The organism is Streptomyces sp. 3211.6 (assembly GCF_003634815.1).
Taxonomy (GTDB): domain Bacteria; phylum Actinomycetota; class Actinomycetes; order Streptomycetales; family Streptomycetaceae; genus Streptomyces; species Streptomyces katrae_A.
In genome coordinates, this window is the sequence record NZ_RBXC01000002.1 from 132159 (window position 1) to 145399 (window position 13241).

General features: G+C 71.8%; 16 protein-coding genes. 11 read left to right on the forward strand and 5 right to left on the reverse strand.

The window, feature by feature from the left end; all coding sequences use genetic code 11:
• The first annotated feature begins 293 nt into the window (after positions 1 to 293).
• Both lpdA and BX286_RS34595 read left to right on the forward strand, forming a co-directional pair.
• Complete coding sequence (gene lpdA, locus BX286_RS34590) at positions 294 to 1685, forward strand: dihydrolipoyl dehydrogenase (RefSeq protein WP_079432326.1); 1392 nt, start codon at positions 294 to 296, stop codon at positions 1683 to 1685.
• A gap of 181 nt (positions 1686 to 1866) precedes the next feature.
• Positions 1867 to 2511 carry an anthrone oxygenase family protein gene (locus BX286_RS34595; protein ID WP_121017840.1) on the forward strand — a complete coding sequence of 215 codons (645 nt, stop codon included), beginning with the start codon at positions 1867 to 1869 and terminating at the stop codon, positions 2509 to 2511.
• A gap of 7 nt (positions 2512 to 2518) precedes the next feature.
• Here the strand turns inward: BX286_RS34595 and BX286_RS34600 are convergent, their stop codons facing one another.
• Positions 2519 to 3016, reverse strand: a complete 498-nt coding sequence (locus BX286_RS34600) for a DUF1772 domain-containing protein (protein WP_079432324.1) — start codon at positions 3014 to 3016, stop codon at positions 2519 to 2521.
• Between the two features lie 253 nt (positions 3017 to 3269).
• On the opposite strand from BX286_RS34600, the gene gdhA reads away from it, so the two are divergent.
• The gene (gene gdhA, locus BX286_RS34605) at positions 3270 to 4619 is read left to right on the forward strand and encodes an NADP-specific glutamate dehydrogenase (protein ID WP_079432323.1); all 1350 of its coding nucleotides are present in this window, start codon (positions 3270 to 3272) and stop codon (positions 4617 to 4619) included.
• 92 nt (positions 4620 to 4711) lie between these two features.
• On the opposite strand, the gene BX286_RS34610 is transcribed toward gdhA, so the two are convergent.
• Positions 4712 to 5095 (reverse strand): hypothetical protein, encoded by a 384-nt coding sequence (locus BX286_RS34610; RefSeq protein WP_123996015.1) that lies wholly within the window; start codon positions 5093 to 5095, stop codon positions 4712 to 4714.
• 225 nt (positions 5096 to 5320) lie between these two features.
• Between BX286_RS34610 and BX286_RS34615 the strand changes: the two genes are divergently transcribed.
• The 3 genes from BX286_RS34615 to BX286_RS34625 all read left to right on the forward strand — a co-directional run bounded on the left by BX286_RS34615 (position 5321) and on the right by BX286_RS34625 (position 8536).
• A complete protein-coding gene (locus BX286_RS34615) occupies positions 5321 to 6679 on the forward strand; it encodes an AMP-binding protein (RefSeq protein ID WP_079432321.1) in 1359 nt (452 codons plus the stop codon).
• Positions 6676 to 7506, forward strand: a complete 831-nt coding sequence (locus BX286_RS34620; RefSeq protein ID WP_260338145.1) for a thioesterase II family protein — start codon at positions 6676 to 6678, stop codon at positions 7504 to 7506. Before BX286_RS34615 ends, BX286_RS34620 begins: the two co-directional genes overlap by 4 nt.
• A gap of 112 nt (positions 7507 to 7618) precedes the next feature.
• Positions 7619 to 8536 (forward strand): DMT family transporter, encoded by a 918-nt coding sequence (locus BX286_RS34625; RefSeq protein ID WP_079432320.1) that lies wholly within the window; start codon positions 7619 to 7621, stop codon positions 8534 to 8536.
• Positions 8537 to 9242: 706 nt separating this feature from the next.
• Here BX286_RS34625 and BX286_RS34635 read toward each other — a convergent pair.
• Entirely contained in the window at positions 9243 to 9842 is a 600-nt protein-coding gene (locus BX286_RS34635; protein WP_121017842.1) for a DinB family protein, read from the reverse strand.
• Between the two features lie 102 nt (positions 9843 to 9944).
• Between BX286_RS34635 and BX286_RS34640 the strand changes: the two genes are divergently transcribed.
• The 3 genes from BX286_RS34640 to BX286_RS34650 all read left to right on the forward strand — a co-directional run bounded on the left by BX286_RS34640 (position 9945) and on the right by BX286_RS34650 (position 10912).
• Entirely contained in the window at positions 9945 to 10334 is a 390-nt protein-coding gene (locus BX286_RS34640) for a VOC family protein (protein ID WP_079432318.1), read from the forward strand.
• A complete protein-coding gene (locus BX286_RS38165; protein ID WP_187344321.1) occupies positions 10334 to 10588 on the forward strand; it encodes a hypothetical protein in 255 nt (84 codons plus the stop codon). The genes BX286_RS34640 and BX286_RS38165 overlap by 1 nt, the downstream gene beginning before the upstream one ends.
• A gap of 87 nt (positions 10589 to 10675) precedes the next feature.
• On the forward strand, positions 10676 to 10912 hold the full coding sequence (locus BX286_RS34650) for a hypothetical protein (RefSeq protein WP_121017843.1): 237 nt from the start codon (positions 10676 to 10678) through the stop codon (positions 10910 to 10912).
• Here BX286_RS34650 and BX286_RS34655 read toward each other — a convergent pair.
• Positions 10909 to 11682, reverse strand: coding sequence for a glycosyltransferase family 2 protein (locus BX286_RS34655; RefSeq protein WP_121017844.1), 774 nt, complete (start codon positions 11680 to 11682; stop codon positions 10909 to 10911). The two genes, BX286_RS34650 and BX286_RS34655, sit on opposite strands and share 4 nt — an antisense overlap.
• A gap of 67 nt (positions 11683 to 11749) precedes the next feature.
• Between BX286_RS34655 and BX286_RS34660 the strand changes: the two genes are divergently transcribed.
• Positions 11750 to 12091, forward strand: coding sequence for an NAD(P)-binding domain-containing protein (locus BX286_RS34660; RefSeq protein WP_398898912.1), 342 nt, complete (start codon positions 11750 to 11752; stop codon positions 12089 to 12091).
• Positions 12092 to 12166: 75 nt separating this feature from the next.
• On the opposite strand, the gene BX286_RS37755 is transcribed toward BX286_RS34660, so the two are convergent.
• Positions 12167 to 12319, reverse strand: coding sequence for a hypothetical protein (locus BX286_RS37755; RefSeq protein ID WP_261993674.1), 153 nt, complete (start codon positions 12317 to 12319; stop codon positions 12167 to 12169).
• A gap of 653 nt (positions 12320 to 12972) precedes the next feature.
• Here BX286_RS37755 and BX286_RS34670 point away from each other — a divergent pair.
• On the forward strand, positions 12973 to 13158 hold the full coding sequence (locus tag BX286_RS34670; protein WP_121017845.1) for a hypothetical protein: 186 nt from the start codon (positions 12973 to 12975) through the stop codon (positions 13156 to 13158).
• The last annotated feature ends 83 nt before the right edge of the window (positions 13159 to 13241 follow it).

A 13241-nucleotide genomic window follows, 5' to 3' on the forward strand; every position in this document is an offset into this window, starting at 1 on the left:
GAGAACCGACCGCGCACTGTTTACCCCGCCCCGTGCCATGGAACCAATCGAAACGACGGGGAAGGTAACAAGGAACAGCCCAGGTCAGGGCGGTTCTCCGGCGGAGCGGGAGCCACCTCGGAGCCGTCCGAGAGCGCGCCGGGACACACCCTCGACGCGCCCTTGAGAGGCACTGGACCCCGAACCCCGTAGCGCACCCCCAAAACGGGCGCGGGCGGCGGGAGATGAGAGCATGCCGGGAAGGCTGGTCATGCGCTGGTCATGTGCTAGGAGACTGAAAGGTGTCATCAGCAATGGAGAATTCCGCCGACGGCGTGTACGACGTGGTCATCCTCGGTGGCGGTAGCGGGGGCTACTCCTGTGCTCTGCGCGCGACCCAGCTCGGACTGGACGTCGTCCTCATCGAGAAGGGCAAGCTGGGCGGCACCTGCCTGCACAACGGCTGCATCCCGACCAAGGCCCTGCTGCACGCCGGCGAGGTCGCCGACGAACTGCGCCGCAGCGAGTCCTACGGCGTCAAGGCCACCTTCGGCGGCGTCGACATAGCCGGCGTCCACGCGTACAAGGACGGCGTCATCGCCGGCCTCTACAAGGGCCTCCAGGGCACCCTCAAGGCGCGCAAGAACCTCACCCTGGTGGAGGGCGAGGGCCGCCTCGTCTCCCCGACCGAGGTCGAGGTCGGCGGCGTCCGCTACCAGGGCCGCCACGTCGTCCTCGCCACCGGCTCCCAGCCGCGCTCGCTGCCGGGCCTCGCCATCGACGGCAACCGGGTCATCTCCTCCGACCACGCCCTGTTCCTCGACCGGATCCCCGAGTCGGCGATCATCCTCGGCGGCGGGGTCATCGGCGTCGAGTTCGCCTCCGCCTGGAAGTCCTTCGGCGTGGACGTCACCGTCGTCGAGGGCCTGCCCCACCTGGTGCCGGCCGAGGACGTGGACATCTCCAAGTCCCTGGAGCGCGCCTTCCGCAAGCGGAAGATCAAGTTCGAGCTGGGTTCGCGCTTCTCCGGCGTCGAGTACACCGAGTCGGGCGTCCGGGTCTCCCTGGAGAACGGCAAGCAGATCGAGGCCGAGCTGCTGCTCGTCGCCGTCGGCCGCGGCCCGGTCTCCGCCGGCCTCGGCTACGAGGAGACGGGCGTCGCCGTCGAGCGCGGCCACGTCGTCGTGGACGAGCTGCTGCGCACGAACCTGCCCACCGTCTCCGCCGTCGGCGACCTGGTCCCGACCCTCCAGCTGGCCCACGTCGGCTTCGCCGAGGGCATCCTGGTCGCCGAGCGCGTCGCGGGCCTGCCCGTGACCCCGATCGACTACGACGGCGTCGCGCGCGTCACGTACTGCGAGCCGGAGATCGCCTCCGTCGGTCTCACCGAGGCGAAGGCCAAGGAGCTCTACGGCGAGGACAAGGTCGTCGTCAGCAAGTTCAACGCCGGCAGCACCGGCAAGAGCAAGATCCTCAAGACGGCGGGCGACGTCAAGCTCGTCCAGGTCGTCGACGGCCCGGTCGTCGGCCTGCACATGATCGGCTCGCGCATGAGCGAGCAGATCGGCGAGGCCCAGCTCATCTTCAACTGGCAGGCCCTGCCGTCGGAGGTGGCGAGCCTCATCCACGCCCACCCGACCCAGACCGAGGCCCTGGGCGAGGCCCACCTGGCCCTCGCGGGCAAGCCGCTGCACGTCCACGGCTGACACCGTGCCGCGCCGCCGCGGCTGATATCCGCCAGGAGACGGGCCGGGGACAACTCCCCGGCCCGTCCGGTGTTTTCGGGGCGAAGCGCTGGTACGCGGGCCGTACGGATGCCAGGATCACAACGCGCGCGGGCACGGGCCCGCCGGTATCCAGCCACCCTGCCCCAGTGAGGACGTATCCATGAGCCCGGAACACGGCGCGAACACGGAACACGGCGCGAACACGGAACATGGCGCGAACCCGGAACATGGCGCGAACCCGGAACACGGCACCGGCCCGGAACACGGCCCCGGCCCCGCCGGCGGGGTGAAGTCCGCCGGCGCCGACAGGGCGGCCGGCCCCCTGCTCGCCCTCTCCACCATCCTCATCGGCCTGATGGCGGGCCTCTTCTTCGCCTTCGACGTCTCGGTGATGCCCGGCCTGGCCGCGGGCGACGACCGGACCTACGTCACCGCGATGCAGCACTTCAACGCCGCCATCGACGGCAACGGCCTCTTCGGCACCGTCTTCGTCCTCGCGCTGCTCGCCACCGCCGCCGCGGCCCTCGTCGAGTACCGCAGGGGCCGACGTGGCCCCGCCGTGTGGGCGGGCGCGGCCGCCGTCGCCTACCTCGCCGTCCTGGTGATCACGTTCGCGGTGAACATCCCGCTGAACAACGAGCTCGCCGACGCGGGCGACGCGGCCAAGATGACCGGCTTCGCGGTGGTCGGCAAGTTCAAGGGCACCTGGGTCACCACGAACATCCTGCGCACCCTGCTCTGCACCGCGGCCCTGGCCGCCCTCGCCCGCGCCCTCCTCCTGCACGGCCGCGCCACCCCGCGCTGACCCCCTGCTACGGCTGCCCGTGCAGCGCCAGCGCCCACACCAGCAGCCCGAACGCCGCCGCGCACAGGACCGTGCGCCCCGTGTTCGCCCGCACCCACGGCCCCTCGAACGCCCGCCGCACGGCCGCCGGGTCGGCGATGTCCTCCACCGGTCCGGCCTGCGCCAGGGCGTTGTTCAGCGGGATGTTCACCCGGGCGGTGACCACCACCGCCAGCAGGTAGGCGGCGAACGCCCCCGCCAGCGGCGCCGTCGCGCCTCCCCCTCCGTCCCCCGCCAGTTGCAGGGCCAGGGCGAGCCCGGTGAACACCAGCGCACCCACATAGCCCAACAGGAACCAGCCGTTGAGGATCGCCACGTTGATCCGCTGCATCGCCTCGACCACCGTCCGGTCGCCGGAGGTCCGCAGACCCGGCATCACCGCCACCGTGAACCCGTAGAAGAGGCCGCTGACCAGCCCCGTGGTGATCGTCGCCGCGATCAGTGCCGCGAACCGTGCCGTTTCCATGCAGGTGTCCCCCTCGTGCCCCGCTGACGCGCGCCGTTGACGATCCTACGGTCGTGAACGCGCCACGCACCGTGACGACGACGCCCTTCGGCTCGGCACCGGCTCGGCACCGGCTCGGCACCGGCTCGTATCGGCTCGGCATCGGCTCGTACCGGCTCAGTAGGCGAGACGCCACCTCCTCAGGTACCCGGTGTCCGGGTACCCTCCCGCCTGGGCCCGCACGCCCGCCCCTGACGCTGGAGAGGAATCAGACGTGACCGACCCGAAGCAGAGGCTGGATGTACTGAGGGCCGACATCGAGCGTCGCAACCCCGCCCAGCCCGAGTTCCACCAGGCCGTACGCGAGGTCCTGGACACCCTGGCGCCCGTGTTCGCCGCGCGTCCCGAGTACGCCGAGGCCGGCCTCGTCGAACGGCTCGTGGAGCCCGAGCGGCAGATCATCTTCCGGGTGCCGTGGACGGACGACCGCGGCCGGGTCCACGTGAACCGCGGCTACCGGGTGGAGTTCAACAGCGCGCTCGGCCCGTACAAGGGCGGCCTGCGCTTCCACCCGTCGGTGGACATCGGCGTGGTGAAGTTCCTCGGCTTCGAGCAGATCTTCAAGAACGCGCTGACCGGTCTGGGCATCGGCGGCGGCAAGGGCGGCAGCGACTTCGACCCGCACGGCAAGTCCGACGCCGAGGTCATGCGCTTCTGCCAGTCCTTCATGACCGAGCTCTACCGCCACATCGGCGAGCACACCGACGTCCCGGCCGGTGACATCGGCGTCGGCGGCCGTGAGATCGGCTACCTGTTCGGCCAGTACCGCCGCATCACCAACCGCTGGGAGGCCGGCGTCCTGACCGGCAAGGGCCAGGGCTGGGGCGGCTCCGAGATCCGCCCCGAGGCCACCGGCTACGGCAGCGTCCTGTTCGCGAGCGAGATGCTGGCGGTCAAGGGCGTCTCCCTGGACGGCCTCACCGCCGTGGTCTCCGGCTCCGGCAACGTCGCCCTCTACACGATCGAGAAGCTCCAGCAGCTCGGCGCCAACCCGCTGACCTGCTCGGACTCCCAGGGCTACGTGGTGGACGACAAGGGCATCGACCTCGCCCTGCTCCGCCAGATCAAGGAGGTCGAGCGCGGTCGCGTCAGCGAGTACGCCGCCCGCCGCGGCTCCTCCGCCCGCTTCGTGCCCGGCGGCCGCGTCTGGGAGGTCCCGGCGGACGTGGCCTTCCCGTCGGCGACCCAGAACGAGCTGGGGGCCGACGACGCCCGCGCGCTCATCGCGAACGGCGTCAAGGCGGTCTCCGAGGGCGCCAACATGCCCACCACCCCGGAGGCGGTCCACCTCTTCCAGGCCGCGGGCGTCGCCTTCGGCCCGGGCAAGGCCGCCAACGCGGGCGGTGTGGCGGTCAGCGCCCTGGAGATGTCCCAGAACGCGGGCCGCTCGGCCTGGTCCCGGGAGCGCGTGGAGGACGAGCTGGCGGGCATCATGCGCGAGATCCACCGCGTCGCCCACGAGACGGCCGCCCGTTACGACGCCCCCGGCGACTACGTGACGGGCGCGAACATCGCGGGCTTCGAGCGCGTCGCGGACGCGATGCTGGCCCAGGGCGTCATCTGACGCACCGTTCCTCTCGCTGACCCTGTTCGCCCCGTTCCCCTCGCCCACCGGGCCCGCACCCCCTGCCGGGGTGCGGGCCCGGTCCGGCCCGGTCAGCGGGCGAGCACGGCCGCGGCGGCCGCGACCACGAGCGGCACGGCCGCCGCGAAACCCGCGCGCGGGCGGTTGCCGGGCTCGACGAAGGCGGCGACGAGCAGCAGCACTGCCGCCGGGAGGAACACGAACATCCCGAGGACGACGCCGATCAGCGACCAGGCCAACAGGGCCGATCCGACGGCGAGACAGGCGCGGGCGAAGGCCTTCGGACGGTCCACGGTCAGAAGCGGGACGAGAGTCACGGCACCCGTGCCCATGGCGATCCAGAACAGGAAGCCGTGGGTCACGGCGATCCAGAAGCCCGCCCCGAGCACCGCGGCCACCACCCCGGCCACGGCCCAACCCCGCTGCCGAGCGGTCACGTTCTGCTTTTCGCTCACCGACGCCCCCTGTTTTGAACGCATTCAGCTGAACGCGTTCAAAGGTAGCTCATCCTCCGCCCACCGCCACCCCGGGCGGGACCTCCGGCGGGGCCTCCGGCGGGACCTCCGGCGGGACCTCCGGCGGGACCTCCGGGGGGACCTCCGGCGAGACCAGGCGCGCTCGGGCGCGGGTCCGGCCCGGCCACGTACCCTGGCCTCCCACCACCCCCAGGGAGTTACCGCGTGCTGACCGCCCTCGACGGGACCTACGGCGACCGCCCCGACGCCATCGCCGTAGCCGGCCGTACCGCCTCGTACGAGCAACTGCTGGGCGCCGCCCGCGCCGTGGCCGCCGACATCGCCGGCGCCCCCGCCTTCGCCGTCACCGCGACGGCCTCGCTCGAAACCGTCGCCGCCGCGGTCGGCGGACTCCTCGCCGGGGTGCCCTTCGTGCCGCTGCCCCCCGATGCCGGCCCCGCCGAACGCGAGCACGTCCTCCGCGACTCCGGCGCTGTCGAGATCACCGTCGACTTCGCCCGCCGCTCCGACACGACCCCCGGGCCCCGCACCACGAACCCCCAGGACCCGGCGCTCATCCTCTACACCTCCGGCACCACCGGCCCCCCGAAGGGCGTGGTCCTCACCGCCGACGCCCTCGCCGCCGACCTCGACGCCCTCGCCGCCGCCTGGCAGTGGACCGCCGAGGACACCCTCGTGCACGGCCTCCCGCTGTTCCACGTCCACGGCCTCGTCCTCGGCGTACTCGGCGCCCTGCGCACCGGAAGCCGCCTCGTGCACACCGGCCGCCCGACCCCGCAGGCGTACGCCGCCGCGGGCGGCAGCCTGTACTTCGGGGTGCCCACCGTCTGGTCCCGCATCGCCGCCGACCCCGCGGCCGCCGCCGCCCTGTCCGGCGCCCGCCTCCTCGTCTCCGGCAGCGCCGCGCTGCCCGCCCCCGTGTTCCGGGACCTGGAGCGCCTCACCGGCCACCGCCCCGTCGAGCGGTACGGGATGACCGAGACCCTGATCACCGTCAGCGGCCGCGCCGGCGGCGAGGTCCGCCCCGGCACCGTGGGCACCCCGCTCCCCGGCATCCGGACCCGCATCGCCGCCGAGCCGGGCGCCGACATCGGCGAACTCCAGCTGACCGGGCCCACCTTGTTCGCCGGGTACCTGGGCCGCCCGGAGGCGACCGCGGCCGCGTACACCGAGGACGGGTGGTTCCGCACGGGCGACATCGCGGCCGTCGACCCCGAGGACGGGGTCCACCGCATCGTGGGCCGGGCCTCCATCGACATGATCAAGTCGGGCGGCTACCGGATCGGCGCGGGCGAGATCGAGAACGCCCTGCTCGACCACCCCAAGGTGAGCGAGGCCGCCGTCGTCGGAGTCCCCGACACCGACCTCGGGCAGCGGATCGTGGCGTTCGTCGTCGCCGAGGGCGTCACCGGCGCCGAACTGACCGACTTCGTCGCCGCGCACCTGTCCGTGCACAAGCGCCCGCGCGAGGTCCGCTTCGTCGCGTCCATCCCGCGCAACGCGATGGGCAAGCCGCAGAAGAAGCTCCTCCTGACGGACGAAGCCCAGGGGACGGGCCGGTGACCGCGACCAATCCCTGGATCCGCCGCTTCCACCCCCCGGCCGACCCGCACACGGTCCCGGCTCCGGCCTTGGTCCCGGCCTCGGTTCCGGCTCCGGCCTCGGTCCCGGCTCCGGCCTCGGTCCCGGTCCCGGTCCTCGTCGTCCTCCCGCACGCCGGCGGCAACGCCTCCTACTACTTCCCGCTCTCCCGCGACCTCGCCCCGCACGCCGAAGTCCTCACCATCCAGTACCCCGGCCGCCAGGAACGGCTCTCGGAGCCCTGCCCCGACACCATCGCCGGACTCGCCGACGGGGTGGAACGGGCCCTGGCGCCCTGGCGGGAACGGCCCCTCGTCCTGTTCGGGCACAGCATGGGCGCGGTCCTCGCGTACGAACTCACCCGCCGCCTGGAGGCCACCGGCGCCGGCCCGCGCGGCCTGATCCTCTCCGGCCGCCGCTCCCCGCTGGTGGCCCGGCACGACGACTTCCACACCCGGGACGACGACGCCCTCCTCGCCCACGTCCAGGCCCTGTCCGGCACCGACGCGGGCCTGCTGGCCGACCCGGAGCTGCGGGCGATGATCCTCCCGGCCCTGCGCAGCGACTACCGCGCCGTCGGAACCTACCGCCACGAGCCGGGACCGCCGCTGCGCACCCCCGTCAGCGTGCTCTGCGGGGAGTCCGACCCGCGGACGAGCGTGGCCGAGGCCATGGGCTGGCGGGAGCTGACGGAGGGCGCCTTCACGTTCCGGGGGTTCCCCGGCGGGCACTTCTACCTGGCCGCCCAGCACGGGGCGGTGACGGCCGCCATCGCCGAGGACCTGAGGGGGTTCACGGGGGTGCGGTGACGGTGGTGTCAGGGCTGTCAGCGCTGTCAGCGCCCTGACAACGCCCTGACATCGGTCCATCGTGCCGGAAAGGCCGTAGGCAAGGCCGAAACGCCTCAATACATTGACGCGCATGGACCAAACGACTGGCGAGTCCAGCATCGACCAACGCGCCCTCGTCGCGGCCTCCGTCACCGTCGCCCTGTGGGCCTCCGCATTCGTGTCCATCCGCGCCTCCGCGGAGCACTACGGCCCCGGCGCGCTCGCGCTGGGCCGCCTCCTGACGGCTTCGGTCGCGCTGGGCGCCGTCCTGCTGGTCAAGCGGGTACCGCTGCCGCCCCGCCAGGCCTGGCCCGGGATCCTGGCGTCCGGGGTGCTGTGGTTCGGGCTGTACATGGTCACGCTGAACTGGGGCGAGCAGGGCGTCGATGCCGGCACCGCCGCCATGGTCGTCAACATCGGCCCGATCGTCATCGCCCTGCTCAGCGGCTGGCTGCTGAAGGAGGGGTTCCCACCGATGCTGCTGGCCGGCATGGGCGTCTCCTTCGCCGGGGCCGTGGTCGTGGGCATGTCCACCTCCAAGGGCGGCACGTCCTCCCTCACCGGGGTGCTGCTCTGCCTGGTCGCCGCGCTCGCCTACGGGGCCGGGGTGGTCTCGCAGAAGCCCGCCCTGCGGCACGCGGACCCGATCCAAGTCACCACGTACGGCTGCTTCGTGGGCACGGCCTGCACCCTGCCCTTCGCCGGCCAGCTCCTGACGCAGCTGCCCCGGGCTCCTCTGTCGGCCACCCTCAACATGGTCTACCTGGGCCTCTTCCCGACCGCCCTGGCCTTCACCACCTGGACCTACGCCCTGTCCCGCACCACGGCGGGCAAGATGGGCGCGACGACGTACGCGGTCCCGGCGGTCGTCGTCCTCATCGCCTGGTTCGCCCTGGACGAGATCCCGGGCGGGCTCACCCTCCTGGGCGGCGCGATCTGCCTGACGGGCGTGGCCGTCTCCCGCAGGCGGTCGAGGGGAGTGGCCCGGGCGGCAGTGGCGGCGAAGTAGCGGAGCCACGGCGGCCCGGTCTCAGAGAGGGGTTGGGGGTTTCCCGTCAGTCTCATCGTCCTTCCGCGTCGGGCCACCCTGTCAAGGGCGCTCCTTCGTCGCGTCGCTCCGCGATCGCCTTCGGCGACCCTTGACAGGGCGACCCGCCGCGAAAAGCCGAAGACTGCCGGGAAACCCCCAAAAGGACGGCACGGTCGTACCTGAGACATCCGGCGGGATCAGCGCCCCTTCGGGGTCGTCGGGGGCCGCCTCGCCAAGCATCCGGGCCGACGAGGCAGTTCCTCGGGGCCGCGATCCGCAACAGATCGCTACGCGCTCCTCCCGTCTCAGCGTCCGACGGCGGTCTTGGCCCGCTGCCCGCGCCCAAGGCCAATGGGACCGGCATCCGGGGCCGGTGGGCGCCCCAGATCGCTACGCGCTCCTGATTTCTCGGCGTCCGACGACCGTCCGGGGCCGCTGCCCGCGCCCAAGGCCGACGGGATCGTCATCCGGGGCCGGTGGGCGCGGCAAATCGCTACGCGTTCCTGATTTCTCGGCGTCCGACGGCCGCCTGGGCCCGCTGCCCGCACCAAAGGCCAACCAGACCGGCATCCGGGGCTGGTGGGCGCCCCAGATCGCTACGCGCTTCCCACTTTTCGGCGTCCGGCGGCGGTCTTGGGCTGAGGGCTGATACCCGCAGTCGAGGACGATCAGGACGGCATTTCGGTCAGCTGTCGCCGAACCGGCGAGCCACGCGTTCCAAGCGGCTGCGGTGGCTCTCCCACCAGGACGGGTCCTGCGTCGGCAGGCTGTTCTTGGCCTGCGCTACGCCGACGGATCCGTCGATGAGCTCACGCACGATGTCGGCGTGGCCGGCGTGGCGCTGGGTGTCTGAGATCACGCGCACCAGGACGTGATGCAGTGTCACCGCGCTGCAGTCCTCCGGCCACCACGGGACGTGGCCGACGGCGTCGAGCGTCAGTGAGGCGATCGTGACGTCGGAATGCTCCCAGGCCCGCCGGTAGAGGGCGACGATGTCCTCGCGCGACTCGTCCTCGGCTGCCCACATGTCCGCGTTGGGTTCGGCGTCCTGCGTGTACCACCAGGCGGGTGGCGCGTCGCCGAAGAACGGTCGGCCGAAGGTGTCACCGAAGTACCCCAGCTCGACACCGGCGGTGTGTTTGACCAGCCCCAGCAAGTTCGTACCGGTGGGGGTGAGCGGGCGGCGGACGGCGTAGTCCGAGAGGCCTTCCAGCTTCCAGACCAGGGCCTCCCGGCCCTCCTGGAGGTAGCGGAGGAGTTCGGTCTTGGGGTCGTGTGCGGTCATGCCGACGAGCCTCCCACCCGGCACTGACAGCCGGGCTGTCACATCCGCCGTTCGGCATCCGTCAGTGAAGCAACACCGACCAACGGACGGAAGGACAGCACGATGCTGACCAACCTCATGTACGTCACCCTCTACGTCAGCGACCAGGACCGCGCCCTGCGCTTCTACACGGAACAACTCGGCCTGGAGAAGCGCATCGACTACCCGGGCCCTGACGGCCGCTTCCTCACGGTCGCGGCCCCCGGCAGCCCGGTCGAGATCATCCTGTGGGCGCACGGCTCGGCCGCGGGACAGCCGGCCGAGGTCCAGGCGGGCGGAACGCCCGGGCCGGTCATCCTCGAGTCGGACGACCTGCGGGAGGACTTCAAGGTCTTCCGCGACCGCGGGGTGAGCTTCGACGGGGAGCCGGTGGACTACGGGTTCGGCATCCGCGTCGAAGCGCTGGACCCGGACGGCAACCAGATCTCGCTGCGCCAGCGGGCAGCCGGCTGATGGAGATCGATTCGGTGATCGCGCGCCAGAACGTCGACGACCTGGAAGGGGCCCTCCCCTTCTACGAGCGGCTGACCGGCCGCAAGGCCGAACGCTTCGCGTTCGCCGGTGTCCACCTGGCGAGCGTGGGCCCCTTCCTCCTCTTCTCCGGCCCGGAGGAGGCGGTGCGCAGGACCGCCTCCGTCAGCGCCACCCTGACGTCGGAGCGGCGAAGTCCACGCGACCACGGGACGGCTTGTCGTCGGCGGGAGTGACGGAGACGCACCCCGACGCGGCCAACAGGCCGGGCCCTGCCGGCCGAGTCGGCCTACCACTACGGGACCTTCTTCGACCTGTTCGACGTGGGCGACGAGTACAAGCCCTTTCCGGTCGTGGACGGCTCGAACGCCGGCGCGGGGTTCGTCACTGCGAAGATGCTGGAGCGGTCCGAGCTCGGCCAGGCACACGCCGACGCCGCCCGGGAGCTTGCCGAGGAACTCGTCCGGGGGCAGATCTCCTTCATGCTCCAGGCCGGGTACTACCTCATCGTCAACCAGCGCCGCTTCTTGCACGGCCGCGAGGCCGGTGCGCGGCGCTAGATGCGCGAATTGCTCACTGACTGCCACACAGCGCCGGCCAGGGCCCGCGTCGCCCGCGGGACCGACAGGTGCTCGTGCTCGCGGTACAGGGCCCAGTTGTATTGCACGAGCGACAGCTTGTTGGAGGACAGCGATCCGGCCTGCTGGGCCCGGTACACCGCAAGCGGCTCTGCCAGGCCCTGGGCGTCAGCGCCGTCCCGCATGATCGACAGCCACAGGGCGTAGTCCTGGCGCTTGCGCATCTGCGGCATCAGCCTCGTGCCCAGGACATTGCGGTCGTACATGGCGGTGAGAGCACCGATGTGGTCTTGGACCAGCATCGCGCGGTAGTCCACGTGCTGCCGCGCACGGACCACCCGCCCGTTCGGGACCCAGTCGGTGCTCTCGCCGTCGTAGTCGGCGTCCATCTTGAAGTACGAGGTGAACGTGAGGGGCGCAGTGGCCTCCGCAGCGAAGGCGAGCTGCTTCTCGGTCTTCTCCGGGAGCCACATGTCGTCGCTGTCGAGAAACGCGATGTAGTCCCCGCGGGCCCGCTCCATCGCGAGGTTCCGGGCCCGGCCCGCACCGCCCTGCTCCGGCGCCCGCTGCGGCAGGACGCGCTCGTCCTCCTCGGCGAACTCGCGGAGCAGGTCCATCGAGCAGTCGGAGGACTGGTCGTCGGTGATCAGCAGCTCCAGGTCGCTGTGGGTCTGCGTGAGCACCGACCGGACGGCTGCGCCGAGGGTCGCTGCCGAGTTGTACACGGGCATCACGACAGACACCAGGGGCACAGCGCTTCTCCTTGCCAGGTCAGGAACGACGGTCCATTCAAGCACCGCCATCGAGTAGGAGCTCCCCATGAAGGTTGTTGTCGCTGGTCAGGGCTATGTAGGACTGCCGCTGGCCGTACGCGCCGCAGAGGCGGGTCACCGTGTCGTCGGCTACGACGTGGACCCAGACCGCGTCCAGCGGCTCGCCGCCGCAGAGTCATACGTCAAGGACGTGGCCTCCTCGCGGCTCCGCGCGGTGCTGGACAGCGGAGCCTACTGCCCGACCGCCGACGCCGCCGCGCTGGCCGGCTTCGACATCGCGGTGATCACCGTGCCGACCTCGCTGCGGGACGGCATCCCCGAATGTTCTCCGACTTCTGGCCGCCGTCCGGGGCGAAGGTCATCACCTCCTCGCGGGTGGGGGTTGTGAGGCGGTCGCGGATCTGGTCGAGCCCAACCAGTTGCTCCACCCCGGGGGCGGCTGGTGGCGGGGCGCAGCTGAGCGTTATCCGGCGATGAGTTCGGCGGCGGCGCGGGAGGCTTCGATGCGCATCCGCTGGGCGGCGGGTTCGGCCTGCCGGCGGGCCATCAGGATCTCCATGCCGATGTCGGGCGACACGGCGCGCAGCTCGCCGCCCCCCAGAAATCTTCCGTACATGTGTCCGGGGAGTCATTTCACAGCGTGATCCGCCTGATCCGCGCGGCCGGTCGGGCTGGCTGTGCCGGGATGGCTGGACGGTTCCGTCCGGGGCCCGAGCTGTCCAGGTCCGCTCTCTGTATGTGAATCGCCCGGTTCGGCACGCTCGTTCCCGGTACCTCGTTCATGTCTTCCTCCAGGGGCCCGCTGGCTGCCCCGAGCCGCCTGGCGATGCCCGTGAGCCGCTCCTGGCCGCCGCCGTCGCCGAGGGGGGATCGAGCACGTCAGCATCCGTGCCGGGGCCGGGTCGAACCCGGTGCTGGGGGTATTCCGCTCGTCGGCTGCCTGGAGGACGCCGAGGACCGCGCGGAGGCGTTCTGCCGCAGTGCGGTGACTCTCGTGCCGGCGCTGGCGGGCCAGCGGGTGCAGCGCGCACGAGTGCCGCTGGTCGCCGCCTTCTACAAGCGGCTCCTGACCGTTCCGGCCCCACTGGCCGGAACGGTCCAGGGACGGTTCCGTCCATCTGAAAGCCCTTTCACGCACGCTGAGATGCGACGAAGCTAGCGATCGCCGCCAGGGAGCACCGCTTCCGGACGGCAGACCGGACGAAGCGCCACCGCGGGAGGCGCGCCGGATTCCCTGTGCCCACGCCCTCTCCTTTGAAGGACACTGCCGTGCTTCGTACCGCTCTCGCCGAGGCTGCCGCGGTCGCCGGACTCGCTCTCGCCACCGCCGCCCTCGTCCGCTCCGAGGCGTTGGCCGCCGGGACCGATGCCGATGCCGGTGCCCCGACCGTTGTCAACGCCACCGCGGTTACGCGGATCACCGTCACCCCGGCGGACAACATCATCCGGGGCTGACCGTCCGGCCGACGACGCGTCGCCTCGCCCGCCGGCCTGCTCCTGCGGAATCGGCGTGGCCGTCGCTCCTGCTCCACCAGCCC

What these genes read in the sequence shown, in the direction of transcription:
- lpdA (WP_079432326.1), top strand. Translation starts at nt 294, where the DNA reads ATGGAGAATTCCGCCGACGGCGTGTACGACGTGGTCATCCTCGGTGGC.
- BX286_RS34595 (WP_121017840.1), top strand. Translation starts at nt 1,867, where the DNA reads ATGAGCCCGGAACACGGCGCGAACACGGAACACGGCGCGAACACGGAA.
- BX286_RS34600 (WP_079432324.1), bottom strand. Translation starts at nt 3,016, where the DNA reads ATGGAAACGGCACGGTTCGCGGCACTGATCGCGGCGACGATCACCACG.
- BX286_RS34625 (WP_079432320.1), top strand. Translation starts at nt 7,619, where the DNA reads ATGGACCAAACGACTGGCGAGTCCAGCATCGACCAACGCGCCCTCGTC.
- BX286_RS34635 (WP_121017842.1), bottom strand. Translation starts at nt 9,842, where the DNA reads ATGACCGCACACGACCCCAAGACCGAACTCCTCCGCTACCTCCAGGAG.
- BX286_RS34640 (WP_079432318.1), top strand. Translation starts at nt 9,945, where the DNA reads ATGCTGACCAACCTCATGTACGTCACCCTCTACGTCAGCGACCAGGAC.
- BX286_RS38165 (WP_187344321.1), top strand. Translation starts at nt 10,334, where the DNA reads ATGGAGATCGATTCGGTGATCGCGCGCCAGAACGTCGACGACCTGGAA.
- BX286_RS34660 (WP_398898912.1), top strand. Translation starts at nt 11,750, where the DNA reads ATGAAGGTTGTTGTCGCTGGTCAGGGCTATGTAGGACTGCCGCTGGCC.
- BX286_RS37755 (WP_261993674.1), bottom strand. Translation starts at nt 12,319, where the DNA reads ATGTACGGAAGATTTCTGGGGGGCGGCGAGCTGCGCGCCGTGTCGCCC.